Here is a 23,732-nt window from a genome sequence, read left to right as displayed (position 1 = left end):
ACGCGCCGATGCAAAAATCTTCCGAGCTCAAAGACGCGCTGCTGGCGCTGACGCCGTATTTCAGGCGGGCATTCTGGTTCAGCATCGTGGCCACCATCCTGGTGCTGGCGCCCACCGGCTACATGCTCGAGGTGTACGACCGCGTGGTGAACAGCCGCAGCTACGGCACGCTTGCCATGCTGACCGCGGCCGTGCTCGGCGCGTTGATCGTCATGGAGGTGCTGGAGTGGTCGCGAGCCCAGATCCTGCACGCGGCCGGCCTCGAACTCGATCGCCGCCTGGGCGACCGCGTTTTCTCGGCGGTCTTCGCTGCCAACCTGCGTCGCCTGCCTGGTGGAACGACGCAACCGGTCTCGGATTTCCGTGTGCTGCGCGACTTCCTCCAATCGCCGGCCGTGCTGGCGGCGATGGAGGTGCCGATCGCGCTGGCCTTCGCCGTCCTGATCTTCGCCATGAGCCCGGTGCTCGGGTGGGTCGCCGTCGTCGGCGCCATCCTCCAGACGTTCGTCGGCTGGCTCAACGAGCGCGCCACGCAGCCGCCGCTGGTCGCCGCCAACCGCAGCGCCTTCGCCGCGCAGCAGTACGCCGACGGCACCTTGCGCAATGCCCAGGTGATCGAGGCGATGGGGATGCAGCGCGACATCCACCAGCGCTGGGCCGAGAAGCAGCGCGAGTTCCTCACCTTGCAGGCCGTCGCTTCCGACCGCGCCGGCGGCTACCAGTCGCTCACCAAGTTCTTCCAGACCACCATGGGCTCGCTGCTCATGGGCGTGGCGGCCTGGCTGCTGCTGCACAACGAGTTGAACGGCGGCAGCGCGATGCTGATCATGTCGTCCATCCTGGGCGGGCGGATGCTGGCGCCGCTGGTGGCGGTCGTGACGCAGTGGCGCAGCGTGGTCAACGTGCGCGACTCCTACGGTCGCCTGAACCAGCTGCTGGCCTCCGTGCCGGCGCCCGCAGAAGGCATGCCCCTGCCGCCGCCGCGCGGAATGCTGCAAGTGGAGAGCGTGATCGCCACGGCGCCGAACAGCTCGATCGCCATCCTGCGCGGTGTGACCTTCGGCTTGCAGCCGGGCGAAGTCCTCGCCGTCGTCGGTCCCTCCGCCTCGGGCAAGACGACCCTGGCGCGGGCGCTGGTGGGGCTGTGGCCATCCGCCGGCGGCAAGGTCCGCCTCGACGGCGCCGACGTGTACACCTGGGACAAGGCGGAACTCGGTCCGCACATCGGCTACCTGCCCCAGGGCGTGGAGCTGTTCGACGGCACGCTCGCCGAAAACATCGCGCGCTTCGGGACGCTCGAGCCGCAGAAGGTGGAAGCCGCGGCGCGGGCCGTCGGCCTGCACGAGCTGATCATGGGCCTGCCCGACGGCTACGAGACGCAGGTCGGCCGCGAAGGCGCGATCCTCTCGGGCGGCCAGCGCCAGCGCGTCGGACTGGCCCGCGCCATCTATGGCGACCCGGTGTTCGTGGTGCTGGACGAGCCCAACTCGAGCCTCGACGAAGCCGGCGACGCGGCACTCGCCGCGGCGGTGCTGTCCCTCAAGGCGCGCGGCACCACCTTCGTCGTCATGACGCACCGCACCAGCATCCTGCCGGTCGTGGACAAGATGCTGGTGCTGCGGGACGGCCAGGTGCAGGCGTTCGGGCCGCGCGACGACGTGCTGGCGGCCCTCAACAAGGCGGCGCAACAGATGCAACAGCAGCCGCCGCGTCCGGCCGGCGGCGCCGTGGCCACGGCCTGATCGCGACAGAGAACAACAATGGCAACTCCTACATTCTTTCGGCGCAGCGAACTCACCGGGGCGCTCTGGGCCTTCCGACACGAGTTCCTCGTGGTCGGCCTGTTCAGCATGGCCGTCAACCTGATGATGCTGGCCCCCACGCTGTACATGCTGCAGGTCTTCGACCGCGTGCTGTCCAGCCGCAGCGAACTCACGCTGCTCGCGCTGTCCCTCATCACGCTGTTCTTTTTCGGCGTGATGGCGTTCTCCGAGTGGACCAGGTCGCGCGTGCTGGTGCGGGCCGGCGTCCGCTTCGACCAGCAACTCAGCTCGCGCGTGTTCGACGCCAGCTTCGAGTCCTATCTCACGGAAACGCGTGCCGGCCCGTCGCGGGCCTTCTACGACCTGATCACATTGCGCCAGTTCATCACCGGGCAGGGCATCTTCGCGCTGTTCGACGTGCCGTGGGCGCCGATCTATCTGGCGGTGATCTTCTTCCTGCACCCCTTGCTGGGATGGATCGCCGTGTTCTTCGCGGTGATTCAGGCATGCGTGGCCTGGTTCGGACACCGCCGGAGCGTGGCGCCGGCAGAGGAAGCGGCGCGTACGGCCACGGACGTGCAGGCCTATCTGCAAAGCAAGCTGCGCAATGCCGAGGTCATCGAGTCGATGGGCATGGTCGGCAACCTGCGCACGCTGTGGCGGCGCCTGCACAACGGATCGCTCGCCCAGAACGCCAAGGCGCATGACGTCAGCACGCGCGTCGTGGCCTGGAGCAAGTTCATCCGGTACAGCCAGCAGTCGCTTTCGCTCGGCGCCGGCGCCGTGCTCGTGATCAACGGCGAAATGAGCGCCGGCGCGATGGTGGCCACCAACCTCCTGATGGGCCGGGCGCTGGCGCCGATCGACCAGCTGGTGAGCGTGTGGCGCGCGTTCATCACGACCCGCGACGCGTTCCACCGGCTCGAGCAGCTGCTGTCCGACTATCCGCAACGCGACCCCAACCTGAGGCGCGTCGCCCCTCAGGGCGAGGTCACCCTGCGCAATGTCGTCGCGGAAGCGGCTGGCCGCGCCACGCCGATCCTCAAGGGGATTTCCTTTTCCGTGCCGGCCGGCAGTGTGACGGCGGTGCTGGGGCCATCGGGGTCGGGCAAGTCGACGCTCGCCCGCGTGATGATGGGCATCTGGCCCGAAGTGTCCGGCGAGGTCCTGCTCGATGGCCTGCCGATCGAGGGCTGGAACCGGATCGAACTCGGCCCGCACCTGGGCTACCTGCCGCAGGACATCGAACTCTTCGAAGGCAGCATCGGCGAGAACATCGCCCGCTTCGGCGAGGTGGATCCGGTGAAGGTGATCGAGGCGGCGCGCTGCGCCGGTCTGCACGAGATGATCCTGCGGTTCCCGAAGGGATACGACACGCCGATCGGCGAGGCCGGCAACCTGCTGTCCGGCGGTCAGCGGCAGCGCATCGGACTGGCCCGCGCGGTGTATGGCGACCCCGCCGTGATCGTGCTCGACGAACCCAACGCCAACCTCGACGACGCCGGCGAAGCGGCACTGGTGCGCACCGTGCAGCAGCTCAAGGCCCGCGGCAAGACGATTTTCCTGATCACGCACCGCCCCGGCGCGGTGGCCGTCGCCGACCGGATCATCATGCTGCAGGACGGCCAGATCCGGGTCGAGGGGCCGCGCGATGCCGTCATCGCCAGTCTGCGAGCCGCTGCCACGCCCGCCCAGCCGGCGGCCGCGCCATCCAATGCGATCCAGCCGGCGTGAGCCGGCCGCCTTCCGAACATTCAGTGAGCCAGCCATGACCAAACCCGAATTGCTGCAACGCCTGTCTTCCAGGCACCTCGCGCCGGTGCCCGCCGCGGACCTCGCGCCCGAATCCGACCTGCCCGCGGTGGCCGACACCACGCGCGCCACGCGCATCGGCGTGTGGGCGCTGCTGATCGGACTGGGCGGCTTCATGCTGTGGGCCGCCTTCGCACCGCTGGACGAAGGCGTGCCGAGCCAGGGCGTCGTCGCCATCAACACCAAGCGCAAGACGGTCCAGCACCCCAGCGGCGGGATCGTGAAGGAGGTCTTCGTCGGCGAAGGCGACCGGGTCAAGGAAGGGCAAGTGCTGATCAAGCTCGACGAAGCCACCGCCCGTGCCAACTACGAGACGGTGCGCCAGCACTACCTGAGCCTGCGCGCCAACCAGGGCCGTCTCATCGCGGAGCAGTCCGGCGCCGCCACGATCACCTTCCACCCGGAACTGCAGGCGGCCAGCAAGGACCCGTTGATCCGCAGCCAGATGCTGACGCAGGAGCAGTTGTTCCTGTCGCGCCGGTCGGCCCTGCGCGCCGACGTCCAGGGTCTGCAGGAGAGCATCGAGGGCCAGCAGGCCCTGGCGCGCTCCTACGAGAGCATGCTCGGCAACCGGCGCACCCAGATGTCGCTGCTGAACGAGGAGTTGTCGCACACGCGCGAACTGGTCAAGGAAGGCTACGCGCCGCGCAATCGCCAGCTCGAACTCGAGCGCAACGCCTCGGAGGCAAGCGCGTCGGTGTCCGAGCTGCTGGGCAACATCACGCGCGCGCAGCGCTCCATCGCCGAGCTGCGCCAGCGCATCATTTCGCGTCAGCAGGACTACCGCAAGGAAGTGGAGTCGCAGCTGAGCGACGTCTCGCGCGAGGTGCTGGCCGACGAAGCGAAGTTCCGCGCGCTCTCCGACGACCTGGGTCGCATCGACATCAAGTCGCCGGCGACGGGGCAGGTGGTCGGTCTGGCGGTCCAGACCGTGGGTGGGGTCGTCGCCGCCGGCCAGAAGCTCATGGACATCGTGCCGGACAACGAACTGCTGATGATCGAGACCAAGGTCGCGCCCAACCTGATCGACCGCGTCCACGCCGGGCTGCCCGTCGACATCCGCTTCACGTCATTCGCCAATTCGCCCCAGCTGGTGGTGGAAGGCAAGGTGGTCTCGGTTTCGGGCGACCTGCTGACCGAGCAGAATGGCGCCGCCTATTTCCTGTCGCGCGTGAGCGTGACGCCCGAGGGCTACAAGCAGCTGGGCAAGCGGCAACTGCAACCCGGCATGCCCGTCGAAGTCGTCCTGAAGACCGGCGAGCGCACGCTGCTGACGTACCTGCTGCACCCGCTGACCAAGCGGCTGGCGGCTTCACTGAAGGAGGAGTGATGGCGATGACGACCTCGTTGCGAATTACGCCGCGCGCGCTGCCTCTGGCGGCGGTGGCGATCGCCGTGCTCGCGGCGATGCTCCCCCTGTCCGGCGCCGCGCAAACCAACGGCAGCACCCCGAAGACGCCGGAGCAGCCCGCGCCGGGTTCGGCTGCCACCGCCGTCTCGCTGAACCTGGAGCAGGCGTATCGCGCCGCCCTGGAGCAGGACGCCGTGATCCGCGCCGCGACGGCCGGCGCGGCCGCGCGCCGCGAACGGCTGCCGCAGGCGCGCGCGCAGCTGCTGCCGAACGTCTCGGCCACTGCGTCGCGCTTTCGCAATGACCTGGCGACGACGCAGCCGGGTTTCGGCGGCGTGCCCCTGCATTCCGAGCAGATGTACAACAGCGGCAACCGGGCGCTCACCATCCGGCAGCCGCTGTACCGGCCACTGAATTTCGCCGACTACCAGCAGGCCAAGGCGCAGGTCGAGGACGCCAATGCGACGCTCGACAAGGAACTGCAGAACGTGGCGGTGCGGGTCTCCGGCGCGTATCTCGAAGGCCTCCTCGCCCAGGACCAGCTCGCGCTCGTGCTGGCCCAGAAAGAGGCCTACACCACCCAGCTCGATGCCGCGCGCCGGCGCTTCGCGGCGGGCGCCGGCGTGCGCACCGACATCGACGAGGCCCAGGCGCGGGTCGACATGACGATCGCCCAGGAGCTGGAGGCGCGGCAGAACCTGGGCTACACCAAGCGCCAGCTGCAGGTGCTGGTGAACACGCCGATCGCCAGCCTCGCGACGGTCGACCCCGACAAGCTGCGCGCGGCCCAGCCGGCCCCCGGCCAATTGCAGGAGTGGACCGAGCGCGCCGAGCAGGCCAGTCCCGAGCTGCGGTCGCTGCGGGCGCAGCAGGAAGTGGCGCGCCAGGAGATCGAGAAGGCGCGCGCCGGCCACAAGCCGACGGTGGACGCCATCGCCCAATGGTCGGTGAGCGACAGCGACAACGTGACCCGCGTCGATACCAAATACAACAGCAAGTCGATCGGGGTGCAGGTGAACATCCCGATCTTCGCCGGCGGCTACGTCAGCTCGCAGGTGCGGCAGGCACTGGCGGAGCAGGAGCGGATCGACAACGCGTTCGAGGCGACCCGGCGCGATCTCGCCTTGCGGGTCGAGAAGGAGTACCGCGGCATCACGGAAGGGGCGCTGCGCATCCGGGCGCTGGAGCAGGCCGTGCGTTCCGCCGAGACGATGGTCCAGTCCAACCGCCGCTCCTACGAAGCAGGCAGCCGGACGCTGGTCGACATCCTCAACGCCGAGCAGGAGCGCGTCAGCGCCATGCGCGATCTGGCCAACGCGCGTTACGTCTACATGATGTCGCGCATCCGCCTGCGCGCGCTGGCCGGTCAGGCCGACGACCAGGCCGTGCGGGAACTCAACGGCTGGCTGAAGCTGTGAGGCTCAGCGTGAGCCCGCGCTTTGCGGGGCTCACCCGGCCTTCAGGCGGACCACAGGCCGGTCTGCGCGAGGCCGGCGAGGTTGACGTGCTGCACGTTCAGGTCCAAGTCGGCCGCGTAGATGCCCAGGCCGGCCTGCGTGCGCGCACCTGAATAGAGTTCGGCGAGATACGGCGCCGCCTGCTCCGCTGTGGGGGCGACGCCGGCCACGTTCGTGTAGAGCAGGTTGACCAGCTGCTCGTTGCTGTGACTCGCGCCGAGCTGGTAGTTGATCGCGATCGACATCAGGTCGGCATAGCTCATGCCGGCGTCGAGGTCGCCCAGGCCGACGCTGACGTAGTCCGGATGGGCCGCGACGTTCTGCGGACCGAAAACGGCACCGATGATCTTGGCCGTCAGGCCGGCGTTGCCGCCGATGTCGAACGCCAGCTTGCCGTCCGCGAAAGCGAGGCGCTCGACGCTGGTGAGCGTGTCGCTGACATTGCTGCCGGTCACGCGGATGCCGGAGCCGCTGGCCGCTGCCTGATAGGCGCCGCGCGTGCCTGCGTACACGGCCAGGTCGAGGCCGACTCCGCCGTCGGCGACATTGGCCCCGGTGCCGAGCACGAAGGTGTTGTTGGCATCGTTGCCGGTCACCGTGTCCGAATACGGGGTGCCCACGAAGCGCTCCACCACGGTGCTGAAGTCGATCGAAAGGTTGTTGAGCGCCCTGGCGCCGCCGTTCATGCCCACCGAGCTGAACGTGCCCGGACGCATGTCCACGGTCTTGCTGCCCAGTGAACCGACGGCCGAAATGTCGATGGTGTCGAACCCCGCGGCATCGTCGATCATCTTCAGCACGCGCCCGGAGGCATCGGTGTAGCTGTAGACGGTGTCCCCGGCGTTCAGGCCGCGGCTGCCATAGAGCGCCTTCAGCGCCAACAGGTCGTACATCCCGTACCAGTCGCGCGGCTGGAAGCCGCTGGCCTCCTGGTACGACATGATGGTGTAGTTCTCGTTGTCCTCGGCGCTGCCGAGATAGTTTCCCGGCGCCGTGGAAGCGCTGTCGCCGGCGTTGTAGTTGCCAGGGTGCTTCAACCCGAGGGCATGGCCGATTTCATGCAGCAAGGTGTCGAAGCCCTGCGTGCCCGGCGTGACGTTGGTGAGGTTGCCCGGCGTGAGGTCGTCGATCCAGATATCGCCGCCGCGGTCGTCGCCGGTGCTGTACGGCAACCAGGAGTAGCCGGACGATGTCTGCTGGCTGTTGTTGCCAAGGCGGATCTGGCCATAGACGGAGCTGCTGTCGCCGACCTCCACCAGCGTGATGCCCAGTTCGGTCGACAGCGTGGCCATGATTTGCCGGGTGGCTGTCCGCTGCGCCGACGTGAAGGGCTGGAATCCGCTGTCGCCGGCGGAGTCGGCATTGCCGCCGTACCATGGCACGGCCGACATGAAACTGTATGTCACTGCCTGCGAAGGCGGCGTTCCAAGCGGCGCGGGCGCGTTCCAACGATAGGCGAGGGCAGACACCCCCTGCGGCGCCGTGCCCCAGCTCTGGTCTGTGCCATCGAGCAGCACGTCGATCCGGTAGTCGCCGGTGTACGGATAGGCGATGACGGTGCCGGCCGGCGCGGCCGCCAGCGAACCGCTCGCGGCATGCAGGGGCCAGCCGGCCGGGCTCGCGGCAGGCTCGAGCAGGGTCGGCGCAGGCTCGGCGATCAACAGGGACATCGGATGTCAGTCGAAGAATTCGGCGCCGCTCCAGGCGGGAGCGGCCGCATCCTTGGCTGAGAGCGCGGGGGCCTGGCGGAGTTCCCGCAGCGGCCACTCGACGGCCACGTGCGGATCGTTCCAGGCAAGCGCCCGCTCGTACTGCGGGGCGTAGTAGTCGGTGGTCTTGTACAGGAAATCCGCGCTGTCCGAGAGCACGACGAAACCGTGCGCGAAACCGGGCGGCACCCACAGTTGCCGGTGATTGGCCGCGCTCAGCTCCACCCCGACCCACTGGCCCAACCTCGGCGACGATCGCCGCATGTCCACGGCCACGTCGAAGACGCGCCCGCTCACGACCCGCACCAGCTTGCCCTGCGGTTGGCGGATCTGGTAGTGCAGGCCGCGCAGCACCCCATGCGCCGAGCGCGAATGGTTGTCCTGCACGAAGTCGAGCGTGACGCCGGTCGCCGCCCGGAATCCGGCCTGATTGAAGCTTTCGAGAAAAAAGCCGCGTTCGTCGCCGAACACCTTGGGCTCGACGATCAGGACCTCGGGCAGGCGGGTGGCGGTGACGGTGAGCGTCACACCGTGCCCCGGGCGATCGCCTGCAGATAGAGGCCGTAGCTGGTCTTGGCGAGCGGCTCGGCGAGCGCCAGCAGGCGGTGGCCGTCGATCCAGCCGTTGCGCCACGCGATCTCCTCGGGGCACGCCACCTTCAGACCTTGCCGTTGTTCCAGCGTGTGGATGAACTGCGTGGCCTCCAGCATGCTCTCGTGGGTGCCGGTGTCGAGCCAGGCGAAGCCGCGCCCCATGGTCTGCACGGTCAGCTGGCCGCGCTCCAGATACTCCTGATTGACGCTCGTGATCTCGAGTTCGCCGCGGCGCGAGGGGCTCACGCTGGCCGCGATGTCGCACACCTGGTGATCGTAGAAGTACAGGCCGGTGACCGCGAAGTGGCTTTGCGGCTGTTTCGGCTTCTCCTGCACGGAGAGCGCCTTGCCCTGCTCGTCGAAGGCGACCACGCCGTAGCGCTCCGGATCCTTCACGTGGTAGGCGAAGATCGTCGCGCCGGCCGGCTGGGCATCGGCTTCGCGCAGCAGGCGGACCAGATCGTGCCCGTAGAAGATGTTGTCGCCCAGGACCAGCGCGCTGGGCTGGCCGCCGACGAAATCGCGGCCGATGACAAAGGCCTGCGCCACGCCGTCGGGCCGCTCCTGCACCGCGTACTGGAGCGTCATGCCCCAAGCGCTGCCGTCGCCGAGCAACTGCTGGAAGCGGGGCGTGTCCTGCGGCGTGCTGATCACCAGCACTTCGCGGATCCCGGCCAGCATCAGCGTGGTCAGCGGGTAATAGATCATCGGCTTGTCGTAGATCGGCAGCAGCTGCTTGGACATCGCCAGCGTGGCCGGGTGCAGCCGGGTGCCGGCGCCGCCGGCCAGGATGATCCCCTTGCGGGGCGTGTGCTTCACTGGCATGTTGTTCTGAAACTAGCGTGACAAATTGAAAGCGGCAAGTTCGCCGACGACGCAGCGCACTCCCTCTTCCCAGGACGGCAGGACGAGGCCGAACGCACGGCGCAGCTTGCTCGTGTCCAGGCGGGAGTTGCCGGGACGGGCCGCCGCGACGGGGTACTCCGTGGATGGTACCGGCCGGATGTTTCCGGCTTGTATCTTGAGCGGCATGCCGCACTGGCCGGCGTGCGCCACCGCGAACTGCGCGTACGCATGCCAGTTGGTCTCGCCCGCCGCTGCCACGTGGTAGATGCCCGCCAGCTGCGGCCGCAACTGGCGCACGAGGTGGGCGGTGACGTCGGCGATGAGCGCGGCCCGGGTGGGGGCCCCCCATTGGTCGCACACCACGGTCAGGCTGTCGCGCTGCGCGGCGGCGCGCAGGATCGACTTCAGGAAGTTCTGGCCCCAGGTGTCGAACACCCAGCTGGTGCGCAGGATGACGTGGCGGGAATGCCGGGCGAGCGCCTGCTCACCGGCCAGCTTGCTGCTGCCGTACACGTTGATGGGCGCGGTCGGGTCCGACTCCTGCCATGGCCGCTGGCCGGTGCCGTCGTAGACGTAGTCGGTGGAGTAGTGCACCACCCAGGCGTCCAGGCGGGCGGCCTCGGTCGCGATGGCGTCGCAAGCCTGTGCATTCACGGCGAATGCCGCCTCGCGATCGGACTCGGCGCGATCCACGGCCGTGTAAGCCGCCGCATTGACGATCACGTCCGGGGTCACGGCCCGGATGCTCGCGGCCAGCGCCTCGGGGCGGCTCAGGTCCCCGCACAGCGGCTCGCTGCCGCGGTGCAGCGCCGTCACTTCACCCAGGACCGCCAGGCTGCGGCGCAGCTGCCAGCCGACCTGGCCGTTGGAGCCCAGCAGCAGGATCCTCATGACCCCGGCCGGCCGCCGTACTGCTGCTCCACCCACTGCCGGTAGGCGCCGCTGGTCACCGATTCGACCCAGTCCTGGTTGGCCAGGTACCACTGGATCGTCTGGCGCATGCCGTCGTCGAAGGTGATCGACGGCTGCCAGCCGAGTTCGCCGGCGATCTTGCTGTCGTCGATCGCATAGCGGCGGTCGTGCCCGGGGCGGTCCTTCACGTGCGTGATCAGCCGGGCGTGCGAGCCGCCGCCGGCCAGCGGCACCAGGCTGTCCAGGGCGGCGCAGATCGCATGCACCACCTGCAGGTTGGTGCGCTCCGAGCGGCCGCCGATGTTGTAGGTCTCGCCGACGCGGCCGTGGTCGAGCACGGCGCGCAGGCCCGAGCAATGGTCGTCCACGTGCAGCCAGTCGCGCACCTGCTGGCCGTCGCCATACACCGGCAGCGGCAGGCCCTTCAGGCCGTTGTGGATCATGAGCGGAATCAGCTTTTCCGGAAACTGCCGCGGGCCATAGTTGTTGGAGCAGTTGGTCGTGACCGTCGGCAGCCCGAAGGTATGATGCCAGGCGCGCACGAAGTGGTCCGAAGCCGCCTTCGAGGCGGAATAAGGACTGTTCGGTTCGTAAGCATTCGTTTCCCGGAAGGGCGGCTCGCTGGCCTGCAGCGAGCCGTACACCTCATCGGTGGACACATGCAGGAACCGGAATCGCGCCGCTTCGTCGCCGGGCATCGACTGCCAATAGGCATGGGCGGCCTGCAGCAACTTCACCGTCCCCACCACGTTGGTCTGGACGAAGGCCTGCGGCGCCGCGATCGAGCGGTCGACGTGGCTCTCGGCGGCGAAGTTGAGGATGGCCCGGGGGCGGTGCTGGCTCAGCAGGTCCTGCACCAGCGCCATGTCGCCGATATCCCCGCGCACGAAACGATAGCGCGGGTCGTTGGCGACGGCGGCGAGGTTGCCCGGGTGGCCGGCATAGGTGAGCAGATCGAGGTTGAGGATGGGCTCGTCCTGATCCTTCAGCCACCGGAGCACGAAGGCCGAGCCGATGAAGCCGCAGCCGCCGGTCACTAGAATCATGTGTTTTCCTGCTTGGTGTAGCCCTACTTGATCCCTCCGATTGTAAATGCCCCCTTGTGGAGCCCTCCCGCCCCAGGCCGCGGCATCACAGTCTCGGTGGTGAGCCACGGTCAGGGCGACATGGTCCAGCAGCAGCTGCTGCGGCTCGCCCAGTCGCACGACGGCTGGATCGAGCGCTGCGTGGTGACCCACAACCTGCCCGACCTCGCCTTGCAGGCGCCCGAAGGCGGCTGGCCGTTTGCCCTCACCGAGCTGTTCAACACCCAGCCGGTGGGCTTCGGCGCGAACCACAACCGCGCCTTCAAGCACTGCGGCTCGGAGTTCTTCTGCGTGCTCAATCCCGACATCGAACTGGCGAGCCCGCACGTCTGGCAGGAACTGGTGCGCGAAGCCAGCGTGCCCGGGGTGGGACTGGCCTACCCGCGGGTGTTGAACCCGGACGGGGGGGTGCAGGACAACGAACGCGAGGCCGTCACCCCCCTGGCGCTGCTGCGCCGCTACTTCCTGAAGCAGGGCAGCCGCCGGATCGACTGGGTCAGCGCCGCCTTCTGGATCGTGCCTTCCTCGGTGTACCGGCGCCTGGGCGGATTCGACGAGCGCTTTTTCATGTATTGCGAGGACGTCGACTTCTGCCTGCGGCTGCGGCTGGAAGGATGGACGCTGCGGCGGGCCGCCGCGCAGGTGGTGCACGACGCTTCGCGCAACAGCCACCGCGACCCGCGTCACTTCGCGTGGCACGTGCGCAGCCTGCTGCGCCTCTGGTCGGGGCCAGCGCTGTGGCGCTACCAGGCGGCCACCAGCTGACGGGGCAGCACCGGGCCGCATGCTCCTGCTGCTGATCCTGTGTTTCGTCTGTGCCTTCGTCGCCACCGCGCTGGTGGTGCGGTACGGCCGGCGCCATGCCAGGGGCTACGCGGACACCATGCCGCAGCGATTCCACGTCGGTCACGTGCCGCGCCTGGGCGGGGTGGCCATGCTCGCCGCCTGCAGCGTCGGCTGGGGCTGGATGGCGTTGTCGCAGCGGCTCGGCGTTGCCAATCAGATCCGGGGCGACAGCGTGCTGGTGGGAACCCTCTGCGCCGTCTCGCTGGTCGGGGTGGGCGTGGGCGTGGTCGAAGATCTCAGCCAGCGCCTGGCGGTGCGCTACCGCCTGGCGCTGACCGTCGTGGCCGCCGCGCTGGCGGTCTGGCTGCTGGGCCTGTCCGTGACGCGGCTCGGCCTGCCCTGGCTCGACGCGCTCTGGTCGATCACGCCGTGGCTGGGGATCGCGCTGGCGGTGGTCGCGATCACGGGCTTGCCGCACGCCTTCAACCTGATCGACGGCTACAACGGCCTGGCGGGAACGGTGGCGGTCGTCTGCTGCATGGCCCTGGCGTACGTGGCGCTGCAGGTCGGCGACCGCCAGCTGGCGGCGCTGGTGCTGGTGCTGGCCGGGTCGACCGCTGGTTTTCTGGTCTGGAACTATCCCCGGGGGCTGATCTTCGCCGGCGACGGCGGGGCCTACCTGTGGGGCGTGGTGATCGGGATCGACAGCATCCTGCTGGTGCAGCGCCACCCGCAGGTCTCGCCCTGGTTCCCGATGCTGCTGCTGATCTACCCGGTGCTCGAGACGCTCTTCTCGATCTACCGCAAGGCCGCCCGCGGCCAGTCGCCCGGGGTGGCCGACGCCCTGCATTTCCACCAGCTGATCTACCGCCGCATCGTGCGCGAGGTGTTCGACGACGACGGCGCGCGACGGGTCCTGATGCGCAACAACCGCACCTCGCCCTACCTGTGGGGCTTCGCGCTGCTGACGGTGATGCCGGCCGTGCTGTTCTGGGACAGCACCTGGTGGCTGATGGCCTTCACGCTGCTGTCGGTGGTCAGCTACGTCTGGGCCTACGTCAGCATCGTCCGCTTCAAGGTGCCGCGTTGGGTGCGCCGATAGCGGCTGCCGGCGCCGGCCGCTCGCTTGCGGCACAATTTGACGCAACCGCCGCCGGCAAGGCGGCTCCCCACATTCCCCTTGCACCGCGTCCATGACCGACCTTTCCAACATTGCACCGCGCGACAAAGCGGAGATCCTGGCCCAGGCGCTGCCCTACATCCGGCAGTTCCACGGCAAGACCATGGTCATCAAGTACGGCGGCAACGCCATGACGGACCCCGAACTGCAGGCCGACTTCGCCGAGGACGTGGTGCTGCTGAAGCTGGTGGGCATGAACCCGGTGGTGGTCCACGGCGGCGGCCCGCAGATCGAGGCCGCCCTCGGACGCCTGGGCAAGAAGGGCGAATTCATCCAGGGCATGCGGGTCACCGATGCCGAAACGATGGAAGTCGTGGAATGGGTGCTGGCCGGCGAAGTGCAGCAGGACATCGTGGGCCTGATCAACCAGGCCGGCGGCAAGGCAGTGGGCCTGACCGGACGTGACGGCGGGCTGATCCGCGCGCAAAAGCTCAAGATGGTCGACAACGTCGACCCGAACAAGCAGCACGACGTGGGGCAGGTCGGCGACATCGTGGCGATCGATCCGGCCGTGGTCAAGGCGCTCCAGGACGACCAGTTCATCCCGGTCATTTCGCCGATCGGCTTCGGTACGGAGAACGAGAGCTACAACATCAACGCCGACGTGGTCGCCGGCAAGCTGGCCACCGTGCTGCAGGCGGAAAAGCTGGTGCTGCTGACGAACACGCCGGGCGTCCTGGACAAGACGGGCAAGCTGCTGACCGACCTCACGGCGCGCGAGATCGACCAGTTGTTCGCCGACGGCACGATCTCCGGCGGCATGCTGCCCAAGATCAGCGGCGCGCTCGATGCGGCCAAGAACGGCGTCAACTCGGTGCACATCATCGACGGCCGGGTGCCGCATGCGATGCTGCTGGAAATCCTGACCGACCAGGCATACGGCACGATGATCCGCTCGCACTGAGCGGGCGGCGCGGGGGGCCGCGCTCGAACGCCCTCGATGGTCAGTCAGCCCAGGGAGCCGGAACACACGAGATCGAGGGGTACCTGCAATGCGTCTCCTGCTGGTTGAAGACGATGTGATGGTCGCGAGCGGCATCAAGCTGGGTCTCACCGACGCCGGCTATGCGGTCGACTGGGTCGGCACCGGCGAGCGGGCCGAGGAGGTGCTGGGCCGCGAGCAGTTCGACGCCGCGATCATCGACATCGGCCTGCCCGGCATCGATGGCCTGGAGCTGACGCGCCGGCTGCGCCGTCCCGAGATGCCCAGCCACGCGATGCCGGTGCTGATCCTCACCGCCCGCGACGCGCTGCAGGACCGGGTGCAGGGCCTGGACCTCGGCGCCGACGACTACATGATCAAGCCGTTCGAGCTGCCGGAACTGCTGGCGCGCTTGCGGGCGCTCCTGCGGCGATCCCAGGCGGCGAAGACGGCGGTGCTGGGCTTCGGCCCGATCGAGCTCGACACGGCCAACCGCCGCGCCAGCGGCCAGCGGCAGGGCCACGCTGTCACGATCGAGCTCGGGCCGCGCGAGTGGACGGTGCTCGAATACCTCCTTATCAACGCGCCCAAGCCGGCCAGCAAGGACAAGCTGCTGCAGGCGCTGACGGGCTGGGACAAGGAGATCACGCCCAACGCCGTGGAGGTCTACATCTCGCGGCTGCGGGGCAAGCTCGAACCGCACGGCGTCGCCTTGCGCTCGATCCGCGGTTTCGGCTATCGGCTCGAACTGAGCGAAGTCGCCACGGCGTGAGCCCGGACGTCACCGCGCCGACCGCCGCTCGCCCGCGTGGCGCGGAGCCCGGGATCACGCTCGGCCTGCGCCGGCGGCTGCTGGTGATGCTGATCGTGCCGCTGCTGCTGCTGGCGGTGATCAATGCCTGGTACGACTACCGCTCGGCCGACAACGTGGCCTTGCGCCAGGACCAGGGGCTGCTCGCGCTGGTGCCGCTGCTGGCCGATTCGATCGTCGGGGAGGGCCGCACCGTCGGCGAGCCTTCGGTGCTGCTGCTCGCCCCGCCGGTGCAGGACTTCCTCAAGAGCGGCCCGCGCCACGCCGCGTACGCGATCTCGGACGCCGACGGCAAGGTGCTGCACGGTGACCAGTGGCTGGCCGGCCTGCCGCCGACGAGCCGCGAGCCGGAGTTCCATACCGAGGAATACGGCGGCGTCGCGTGGCGCATCGTGCGCCAGCGCCAGCAGACGGTGCTGGGCGAGGTGGTCGTGGCGCTGGCCGATGGCTCCGATCCGCGGCAGCAATGGGCCCGTTCGATCCTGTTTCGCGTGCTGCTGCCGAACCTGGTGCTGGTCGTCGCCGCCGCCTTCGCGGTGCGCTGGGCAGTGGAGCGGGCGCTGCGGCCGCTGCTCGAATTGCGCGACGCGCTGGAGCGGCGCTCGCCGCGCGACCTGAGCTCGATCGACGAAGCGGGCTCGCCCGACGAGGTGCGGCCGCTGGTGCGCTCGCTCAACCGGCTGTTCGGCCTGGTCGACGCGCAGGCGGAAAGCCAGCGCCGCTTCATCGCCGATGCCTCCCACCAGTTGCGCACCCCGCTGGCCGGCCTGCAGACGCAGGTGGAAGCCTGGGCCCAGGCCGCGGGCGCCCCGGCGGCGGGCCGGGGCACGGTGCAGCTCACGGCCGAGGAAGTGCGCAAGCTGCGCGGCGCGGCACGCCGCACGTCGCAGCTGGCCAACCAGCTGCTGGCATTGTCGCGGGCCGACGCTCGGGCGATGCTGGCGCAGCCGATGCAGCCGGTGGAGCTGAAGGCGTTGTGCGGCGCCATGCTCGAGACGCACCTCGATGCCGCGACCGCCAAGCGCATCGATCTTGGCCTCGACGCGCAGGCCGTGCAGCTGCCGGGACACGAGTGGCTGCTGCGCGAGCTGCTGGGCAATCTCGTCGACAACGCCGTGAAGTACACGCCCGAAGGCGGGTCGGTGACGATTCGCTGCGGGCGGCGCGCGGGCGCTGCCTTTCTCGAAGTGGAGGACGACGGGCCCGGCATCGCGCCGGGCGAACGGCAACGGGTGCTGGAGCGCTTCTACCGCGTGCAGGGCACCCAGGGCGAAGGCAACGGGCTGGGGCTGGCCATCGCCGACGAAATCGCGCGCGCGCACCACGCGCACCTGGCGCTGCAGCCGGGAGCCGGTGGCCGCGGCTTGCGGGTGGGGCTGGTGTTCCCCGGCAGCGGCCCGGAAAAACCCTGAGCGGGGGTGTGCGAGAATCAACTCAACACATCTGTTGCACCATGTCCGACTCGCAGCTGAGCTCCCCGGATCCGACCCTCGAAGTACCGCCGCCGGCGCCCGTGCGCAAGCGGCCCAAGCCGGGCGAGCGGCGCGTGCAGATCCTGGAAGCGCTGGCGACGATGCTGGAGCAACCGGGCGCCGAGCGCATCACCACGGCGGCGCTGGCCGCCCGCCTCGACGTGAGCGAGGCGGCGCTGTATCGCCACTTCGCCAGCAAGGCGCAGATGTTCGAGGGCCTGATCGAATTCATCGAGCAGAGCGTGTTCACCCTGGTCAACCAGATCGGCGAGCGCGAGGCCGCCGGCAGTGCCCAGGCCGGCAAGATCGTCGCGATGCTGATGCACTTCGCCGAGAAGAACCCGGGGATGACGCGGGTGATGGTCGGCGATGCGCTGGTGTTCGAGAACGAGCGGTTGCAGCAGCGCATGAACCAGTTCTTCGACAAGATCGAGTCCACGCTGAAGCAGAGCCTGCGCGGCGCGCTGGAGGGCGACGGTTCCGCCACGCCCACCCTGGACGCCCAGGTGCGCGCTTCGATGCTCACGGCGTTCGCCGTCGGGCGCCTGCAGCGGTTTGCCCGCTCCGGCTTCAAGCGGGTGCCCTCCGAGCACCTCGACGCGAGCCTCGCGCGCATGCTCTGAACGGCTGTCGCTGCCCGCGTGAAGCGGGCGCGAGGACACCGGACCGCGTCTTTCAGTTTTCGCCACCGCAGCCATGGCCATGCTTCGAATCCGCGTGGCGGATGCCGACGTCGTCCTGCATCCGAGCGGCGCCGCGCTGATCGGTGCCGAACGGACGCTGCTGGTGGCCGACGCGCATTTCGGCAAGGCGGTGAGTTTCCGCCGGCTCGGCGTGCCGGTGCCGGCCGGCACCACCACCGAAACCTTGCGGGCCCTGTCCGCGGCGCTGGCCGACACGCGGGCGAGCGGACTGGTGTTCCTCGGCGACTTCCTGCACTCGGCCCGTTCGCACGCGCCCGGCACGCTGGATGCATTGCGCCGCTGGCGCGCCGAACAGCCCGATCTGCCGATCACGCTGGTGCGCGGCAACCACGACGACCGCGCCGGCGACCCGCCGGCCGATCTCGGCATCGCGGTGGTCGACGAACCGCTCGCGCTCGGGCCGTTCGCGCTGTGCCACCACCCGCGGCCGCGACCCGGGCGCTACGTCCTGGCCGGCCACTGGCATCCGTGCATCAGCGTCGGCGGCCGCGCGTTCGAGCGGCTGCGGCTGCCGTGCTTCTGGTTCGGCGACGACTCGGGAACGTTGCCCGGCCAGGCGGTCGGCGTGCTGCCGGCATTCGGCAGCTTCACCGGCATGCACCGGATCGAGCCGCGTGCCGGCGACCGCATCTTCCCGATCGCCGACGACGTGGTCCGCGCGATTCCTGCGTTGCCGATTGACTGAAAACCCAGCAGCCGAACGCAGAGGGCGCAGAGGTCGCAGAAGCCGCAGAAGAACTCGATGAAAGAATGGAGAGAAGGGAAGCTCCTCGATCCTTCCTGTTTCTGTCTTTTCTGCGTCCTCTGCGTACCCTTTGCGTCCTCTGCGTTCGGCTGTTGGGTGACCCGGCTCAGGCCGGCAGATCCGTCAGTCCCACCTTCTTGCCGGCCGTGACGATCTCGGCCCAGGTGTGGTCGTCGACGACGATGCCCTCGCGCTCGCGCTTGGCCCGGGCCTCGCGCTCCGGGTCGCCGGCGATCCGGAGCCGGTCGAAGCCTTCGGCCGGCGGGCTCTGCATGAGCCAGTCGACGAAGGCTCCGGCCTCCTGCTCGAACGCGGCGCCGGTGCCCAGGCGCTGCGGATCGATGAGGATGGTGACCATCCCGTTGAGCACCTCGCGGCGCATGTCGGGCTGGCGATGCCAGGTGCCGCCGCCCGACAGCGCGCCGCCGAGCAGCTCGCAGGCGATCGCCATGCCGTAGCCCTTGTGCTCGCCGAAAGGCAGCAGCGCGCCCAGCAAGCCGTTCGATTGCGGCACCACCACCACCCCGGGATCGGTCGTGGGGCGGCCGTGCTCGTCGATCAGATAGCCGTCGGGCACGCGCCGGCCCTCGTTGTGGGCGACGCGCATCTTGCCCTGGGCCACCCGGCTGGTCGCGAAGTCCAGCACGAACGGCTCCCGCCCCGGCAGCGGAATGCCGATGCAGCAGGGATTGGTGCCGAACCGGCCGTCGGAGCCGCCCCAGGGCGCCACCACCGGCCGCGACAGCACGTTGACGAAGTGGACGGCCACCAGCCCGCGCGCCACCGCCATTTCGGCGAAGTGGCCGATGCGGCCCAGGTGGTGGGCATTGCCCAGCGCCATGATGCAGCTGCCGTGCTGGGCGGCCCGCTCCATGGCGAGTTCGATCGCCTGCACGCCGACGACCTGGCCGTAACCGTGCTGGCCGTCGATGGCGAGCATGGCGCCGCCGTCGAAGGTGACCTTCATGCCGGTGTTGGGCTGCAGCCCGCCTTCGAGCCGGGACTCGACGTAGCGCGGGATCATGCCGATGCCGTGCGAGTCGTGTCCGCTCAGGTTGGCCATCACCAGGTTGTCGGCGACCTGGCGCGCCTCGTCGGCGCTGCTGCCCGCGGCCTGCAGCACGCGGGCCATCTGCTGGCGCAGCGCGCCAGCCTGGAAGTTTCTTGCCATCTCAAAGACTCCTTGCCGGCCGCGGCGGCCGGATCCTCACATCACCGCGCCCACTTGCCAGGGCACGAACTCGTTCTGTCCGTAGCCGTGCCGCTCGCTCTTGGTGGGCTCGCCCGAAGCGGTGGCCAGCACCTGCCGGAAAATGCGCTCTCCCATCTGCTGGATGGACGCCTGGCCGTCGATGATCTCGCCGCAGTTGAGGTCCATGTCCTCCTCCTGCCGCTGCCACAGCGCCGTGTTGGTGGCCAGCTTGAGCGAAGGGGAGGGCGCGCAGCCGTACGCCGAGCCGCGGCCGGTGGTGAAGCAGATGACGTTGGCCCCGCCGGCCACCTGGCCGGTGGCGCTCACCGGATCGTAGCCGGGCGTGTCCATGTACACGAAGCCGTGCTCCTTCACCGGCTCGGCGTATTCGTACACTGCCTGCAGGTTGCTGGTGCCCCCCTTGGCCACCGCGCCGAGCGATTTCTCCAGGATCGTGGTCAGCCCGCCGGCCTTGTTGCCGGGCGAGGGGTTGTTGTTCATCTCGCCGTCGTTGGCCTTGGTGTAGTGCTCCCACCAGCGGATCCGCTCGACCAGCTTCTCGCCCACCTCGCGCCGCACGGCGCGGCGCGTGAGCAGGTGCTCGGCGCCGTAGATCTCGGGCGTTTCCGACAGGATCGCCGTGCCGCCGTGCGCCACCAGGAGGTCCACCGCCGCCCCGAGCGCGGGGTTGGCGCTGATGCCGGAGTAGCCGTCCGAGCCGCCGCACTGCAGGCCGATGGTGATGTGCGAGGCGCTGCACGGTTCGCGCCTGACCTGGTTGGCCGTCGGCAGCATCTGCTCGACCAGCGCGATGCCCTTGGCCACCGTCTTGCGCGTGCCGCCGGTGTCCTGGATGTTGAACACCTTGAGCGTCTCGCCTTCGCGCAGCGAGCTGTGCGCCAGCCAGGCGTTGATCTGGTTGGCTTCGCAGCCCAGGCCCACCACCAGCACACCCCAGAAGTTGGCGTGGGTCGCGTAGCCGGCGAGCGTGCGCTCCAGGATCTGGATGCCCAGGCCTTCGCTGGCCATGCCGCAGCCGGTGCCGTGGGTCAGGGCCACGACCCCGTCCACGTTGGGGAAGGCGGCCAGCGCCGCGGGATTGGTCTGGCGCGAGAAGTGGTCGGCGATCGCGCGTGCCGCCGTCGCCGAGCAGTTGACGCTCGAGAGGATGCCGATGTAGTTGCGGGTCGCCACCCGGCCGTCGGCGCGTTTGATGCCCATGAACGTGGCCTCGCGCGCCGGCGGTTGCGGCCTGACGTCGGCGCCGAACGCGTAATCGCGCTCGAACGCGCCCCCCTCCGGCCCCATCCAGAGGTTGTGGGTGTGCACGTGCTCGCCGGGGGCGATGGGCTTGCTGGCGAACCCGATGATCTGGTTGTAGCGGCGCACCGGTTCGCCGGCGGCGATGGCGCGGGTCGCCACCTTGTGCCCGGCCGGGATCAGGCCCTTGATGACGACGTTTTCGGCGCTGGCGCCGCCGACGAGCTGGGTGCGGGCGATGAGCACATCGTCCTGGGGATGGAGGCGGATGAAGGGCGTCATGGTGTGCTGGGCCGCCGCCAGGGTGAGCCGGCGGCGGCGGGAAGGAAGGGTAGCGGGCGTTCGGGGTCCGGCGGTGGCCTCAGAAGAACATCTTCGGCAGCCACAGCACCAGCTTGGGATAGTAGGTGATGACAGCCAGCGAACCCAGCAGCGGCACCAGCCATGGCAGGATCGCCATCGTGGTCCGCTCGACCGAGAGCTTGGCCACCCGCGCCAGGACGAACAGCACCATGCCCATCGGCGGATGCAGCAGGCCGATCATCAGGTTCAGCACCATCACCAGGCCGAAATGCACGAGGTCGATGCCCAGCTTCTGGCAGATCGGCACCAGGATCGGCACCAGGATCGTGATCGCCGCCGTCGGTTCCAGGAAGCAGCCGACGAACAGCATCAGGATGTTCGCCAGCAGCAGGAACATCCAGGGCTCCTTGGTGAAGGCCAGCACCCATTCGGCGATGGCGGCGGTGATGCCGGTGGCGGTGAGCATCCAGCCGAAGATGCTGGCCGCCGCGACGATGAACAGCACCGTCGAGGTGGTCTCCACGGTTTCCAGGCAGACCTTGACGAACATCTTCCAGGTCAGCGTCTTGTACCAGGCGAAGCCCAGCACCATGGCCCAGATGCACGCGGCGATCGCCCCCTCGGTCGGCGTGAAGATGCCGGTGGTCATGCCGCCGATCAGCAGCACCGGGGTCATGATCGGCAGCACCGCCTGGAACTGGAACAGCTTGTCGGCGGCGAACAGCACCACCAGCCCCGCCAGCACCGTCGGCTGGGCCGGCAGGCCGGCCTTGTCGATCAGCAGCCAGAGCGCGAGCGGCCAGGCGATCACCACGGCCGTTTCCACCAGCGCCTTGACCACGCGATGCCATTCGAACTTGATGTCCGAGCCCCAGCCGTTCTTGTGGGCGAAGTAGGCCACGGTGAGCATCATCAGGATCGCCAGCAGGGCGCCCGGCAGGATGCCGGCCAGGAACAGCGCGCCGACGCTGACGTTGGCCATCATTCCGTAGATCACGAACGGCAGGCTCGGCGGAATGATCGGGCCCAGCGTGGCCGAGGCCGCCGTGACGCCGACCGCGAATTCGGAGCTGTAGCCATGGTCCTTCATGGCCTTGATCTCGATCGTGCCCAGGCCGGCGGCGTCGGCGATGGCGGTGCCGCTCATGCCCGCGAATACCACCGAGCCGACGACGTTGACGTGGCCCAGCCCGCCCTTGAGCCAGCCGACCAGCGCCAGCGCGTAGTTGTAGATCCGGTTGGTGATGCCGGCGTTGTTCATCAGGTTGCCGGCCAGGATGAAGAACGGCACGGCCAGCAGCGGGAAGCTGTCGATGCCGCTGACCATCCGGTGGATCACGACGAAGGGCGGCGAGCTCTGGGTCCAGAACAGGTACAGCAGGGACGCGCCCGCCATCGAGATGGCGACCGGCAGGCCCAGGGCCATCAGGCCGAGAAATACGATCTTGAGCATGTCAGGTCTTTTGCAGTTGTTGCCCGGCGGGGAGGTCGGCGCCGTCTTCCATGGTCGATTCGACGCGCTCCAGCACGGTGTAGCCGCGCCGCAGGTGGACGCGGGCCACCCACAGGGAGCGCAGGAACATGGCGGCAAAGCCCAGCGCCACCACGCCGTACACGTAGTTCATGGGCAGGTCGACGATGGTCATGCGCGCGTTCTGCCCGAGCTTCATCATCATCTGGATGGTGAGCACGACGGCGACGGCGAAGAACGCGATGCGCAGCAGATCGACCAGGCTCGCCAGCACGCGGCCGATGCCGGCCGGCAGGTAGCGGTAGAAGAAGTCGACCTGGATGTGGTTGTTCTTGGCCACCCCGATGGCCGCGCCGACGAAGACGGTGGCGATCAGGAAGTAGCGCGCGATTTCCTCGGTCCACGCGGCCGAGTCGTTCATGACGTAGCGGGTGAAGAACTGGTAGAAGACGATCAACCCGAGCACCCAGAAGAAGCCCAGCGCCGCCCAGCCTTCGGCCGGCGTGCCCGACAGGTCGACCGCCTCGTCCTGGGCGTGGAACTGCCCGTCGTCTCCCATCACGTGGGGCATGTCGTCGAGTGACTGCATCTCTTGTGTCCTGAATAGGTGGACGGGGCGGGCCCCGTCAAACGGCGGGGCGCCTGCAGCGAAGGCCGCAGGCGCCCCGCGACTGGCTTACTTGATGTTGACGATGCGGTCGTAGTCGGCCTGGCGATAGCCGTGGTCGGCCGGCTTGGTGTTCTTCAGCACGGCCTCGCGGAACGCGTTCTTGTCGACGACGATCACGTTCTTGCCCTTCTTCTTGAATTCGTCGGTCAGGCGCGCTTCCGAAGCGATGATCTCGCGGCCGGCCTTCTCGGCGGCTTCCTGCATCACGTCGGTGAAGATCTTCTTGTCGGCGTCGCTGAGCTTGCCCCAGAGCTGGCCGGAGACGATGGTCAGCAGCGAGTCGACGATGTGGCCGGTCAGCGAGATGTTCTTCTGCACTTCATAGAACTTCTTGGCCTCGATCGTCGGCAGCGGGTTCTCCTGCGCCTCGACGGTGCCGTTCTGCAGCGCCAGGTACACCTCGGCGAAGGCGATCGGCGTCGCATTGGCGCCGACGGATTTCGTGAACATCAGGAACAGCGGCGCCTGGGGTACACGCAGCTTCATGCCTTTCATGTCGGCCGGCGTGCGGATTTCACGTTTCGAATTGCTGACTTCACGAAAACCGTTCTCGCCCCAGGCCAGCGGCACGACACCGTTTTTCTCAATCACCTTGAACAGTTGCTGACCCACTTGGCCCTGCGTCAGTGCATCCATCGCGCGATAGTCGGGCATCAGGAACGGCAGCGAAAACAGATTGAGTTCCTTG

21 protein-coding genes are annotated in these 23,732 nt (G+C 68.6%); 11 read left to right on the top strand and 10 right to left on the bottom strand.

Going from position 1 to position 23,732, the window contains the following annotated elements:
• The first annotated feature begins 8 nt into the window (after nt 1–8).
• From VNT59_RS20905 to VNT59_RS20890, 4 genes are read left to right on the top strand one after another with little or no spacing between them, the layout of a single operon-like run.
• Nucleotides 9–1,742, top strand: a complete 1,734-nt coding sequence (locus tag VNT59_RS20905) for a type I secretion system permease/ATPase (protein ID WP_325501743.1) — start codon at nt 9–11, stop codon at nt 1,740–1,742.
• A gap of 18 nt (nt 1,743–1,760) precedes the next feature.
• Nucleotides 1,761–3,497, top strand: coding sequence for a type I secretion system permease/ATPase (locus tag VNT59_RS20900; protein WP_325501741.1), 1,737 nt, complete (start codon nt 1,761–1,763; stop codon nt 3,495–3,497).
• A 34-nt stretch (nt 3,498–3,531) separates the two neighbouring features.
• Entirely contained in the window at nt 3,532–4,905 is a 1,374-nt protein-coding gene (locus VNT59_RS20895; protein WP_325501739.1) for an HlyD family type I secretion periplasmic adaptor subunit, read from the top strand.
• A complete protein-coding gene (locus VNT59_RS20890; RefSeq protein ID WP_325501737.1) occupies nt 4,905–6,344 on the top strand; it encodes a TolC family outer membrane protein in 1,440 nt (479 codons plus the stop codon). Before VNT59_RS20895 ends, VNT59_RS20890 begins: the two co-directional genes overlap by 1 nt.
• 41 nt (nt 6,345–6,385) lie before the next feature.
• Here the strand turns inward: VNT59_RS20890 and VNT59_RS20885 are convergent, their stop codons facing one another.
• Genes VNT59_RS20885 through rfbB form a run of 5 tightly spaced genes read right to left on the bottom strand, consistent with a single transcriptional unit; the run spans nt 6,386 to nt 11,489 of the window.
• Entirely contained in the window at nt 6,386–8,053 is a 1,668-nt protein-coding gene (locus VNT59_RS20885) for a M10 family metallopeptidase (protein ID WP_325501735.1), read from the bottom strand.
• A 6-nt stretch (nt 8,054–8,059) separates the two neighbouring features.
• On the bottom strand, nt 8,060–8,620 hold the full coding sequence (gene rfbC, locus VNT59_RS20880) for a dTDP-4-dehydrorhamnose 3,5-epimerase (protein WP_325501733.1): 561 nt from the start codon (nt 8,618–8,620) through the stop codon (nt 8,060–8,062).
• The gene (gene rfbA, locus VNT59_RS20875; protein WP_414708430.1) at nt 8,617–9,510 is read right to left on the bottom strand and encodes a glucose-1-phosphate thymidylyltransferase RfbA; all 894 of its coding nucleotides are present in this window, start codon (nt 9,508–9,510) and stop codon (nt 8,617–8,619) included. The genes rfbC and rfbA overlap by 4 nt, the downstream gene beginning before the upstream one ends.
• A 12-nt stretch (nt 9,511–9,522) precedes the next feature.
• Nucleotides 9,523–10,422, bottom strand: coding sequence for a dTDP-4-dehydrorhamnose reductase (gene rfbD / locus VNT59_RS20870; RefSeq protein WP_325501730.1), 900 nt, complete (start codon nt 10,420–10,422; stop codon nt 9,523–9,525).
• Nucleotides 10,419–11,489: a dTDP-glucose 4,6-dehydratase gene (gene rfbB / locus VNT59_RS20865; protein WP_325501728.1), complete on the bottom strand. Its 1,071-nt coding sequence runs from the start codon at nt 11,487–11,489 to the stop codon at nt 10,419–10,421. The genes rfbD and rfbB overlap by 4 nt, the downstream gene beginning before the upstream one ends.
• Nucleotides 11,490–11,588: 99 nt before the next feature.
• Here rfbB and VNT59_RS20860 point away from each other — a divergent pair, with 99 nt between their 5' ends.
• From VNT59_RS20860 to pdeM, 7 genes are all read left to right on the top strand, one after another.
• Complete coding sequence (locus VNT59_RS20860) at nt 11,589–12,293, top strand: glycosyltransferase family 2 protein (protein WP_325501726.1); 705 nt, start codon at nt 11,589–11,591, stop codon at nt 12,291–12,293.
• A gap of 19 nt (nt 12,294–12,312) precedes the next feature.
• Nucleotides 12,313–13,416, top strand: coding sequence for a glycosyltransferase (locus VNT59_RS20855; RefSeq protein WP_325501724.1), 1,104 nt, complete (start codon nt 12,313–12,315; stop codon nt 13,414–13,416).
• A gap of 91 nt (nt 13,417–13,507) precedes the next feature.
• Nucleotides 13,508–14,398: an acetylglutamate kinase gene (gene argB, locus VNT59_RS20850; RefSeq protein ID WP_325501722.1), complete on the top strand. Its 891-nt coding sequence runs from the start codon at nt 13,508–13,510 to the stop codon at nt 14,396–14,398.
• Between the two features lie 88 nt (nt 14,399–14,486).
• On the top strand, nt 14,487–15,188 hold the full coding sequence (locus VNT59_RS20845; RefSeq protein WP_325501720.1) for a response regulator transcription factor: 702 nt from the start codon (nt 14,487–14,489) through the stop codon (nt 15,186–15,188).
• 53 nt (nt 15,189–15,241) lie between these two features.
• The gene (locus tag VNT59_RS20840; protein WP_325501912.1) at nt 15,242–16,639 is read left to right on the top strand and encodes a sensor histidine kinase; all 1,398 of its coding nucleotides are present in this window, start codon (nt 15,242–15,244) and stop codon (nt 16,637–16,639) included.
• 41 nt (nt 16,640–16,680) lie between these two features.
• Nucleotides 16,681–17,322, top strand: coding sequence for a nucleoid occlusion factor SlmA (slmA, locus tag VNT59_RS20835; protein WP_325501718.1), 642 nt, complete (start codon nt 16,681–16,683; stop codon nt 17,320–17,322).
• A 73-nt stretch (nt 17,323–17,395) separates the two neighbouring features.
• A complete protein-coding gene (gene pdeM, locus VNT59_RS20830; RefSeq protein WP_325501716.1) occupies nt 17,396–18,088 on the top strand; it encodes a ligase-associated DNA damage response endonuclease PdeM in 693 nt (230 codons plus the stop codon).
• A 166-nt stretch (nt 18,089–18,254) separates the two neighbouring features.
• On the opposite strand, the gene VNT59_RS20825 is transcribed toward pdeM, so the two are convergent.
• From VNT59_RS20825 to VNT59_RS20805, 5 genes are all read right to left on the bottom strand, one after another.
• Nucleotides 18,255–19,319 carry a malate/lactate/ureidoglycolate dehydrogenase gene (locus VNT59_RS20825; RefSeq protein WP_325501714.1) on the bottom strand — a complete coding sequence of 355 codons (1,065 nt, stop codon included), beginning with the start codon at nt 19,317–19,319 and terminating at the stop codon, nt 18,255–18,257.
• A 36-nt stretch (nt 19,320–19,355) separates the two neighbouring features.
• Complete coding sequence (locus tag VNT59_RS20820; RefSeq protein WP_325501712.1) at nt 19,356–20,882, bottom strand: altronate dehydratase family protein; 1,527 nt, start codon at nt 20,880–20,882, stop codon at nt 19,356–19,358.
• 79 nt (nt 20,883–20,961) lie between these two features.
• Nucleotides 20,962–22,356: a TRAP transporter large permease gene (locus VNT59_RS20815; protein ID WP_325501710.1), complete on the bottom strand. Its 1,395-nt coding sequence runs from the start codon at nt 22,354–22,356 to the stop codon at nt 20,962–20,964.
• A gap of 1 nt (nt 22,357) precedes the next feature.
• Nucleotides 22,358–22,963 carry a TRAP transporter small permease gene (locus VNT59_RS20810; RefSeq protein ID WP_325501708.1) on the bottom strand — a complete coding sequence of 202 codons (606 nt, stop codon included), beginning with the start codon at nt 22,961–22,963 and terminating at the stop codon, nt 22,358–22,360.
• Nucleotides 22,964–23,050: 87 nt separating this feature from the next.
• A partial coding sequence (locus VNT59_RS20805) for a DctP family TRAP transporter solute-binding subunit (RefSeq protein ID WP_325501706.1) occupies nt 23,051–23,732 on the bottom strand: 682 nt, incomplete at its 5' end.

The sequence above is a fragment of the Ramlibacter sp. genome (assembly GCF_035554825.1).
In the GTDB taxonomy this organism is placed as follows: Bacteria; Pseudomonadota; Gammaproteobacteria; order Burkholderiales; family Burkholderiaceae_C; genus Ramlibacter.
Note: the sequence above shows the minus strand (reverse complement) of the source record. Positions and strands in the feature narration are given on the sequence as shown.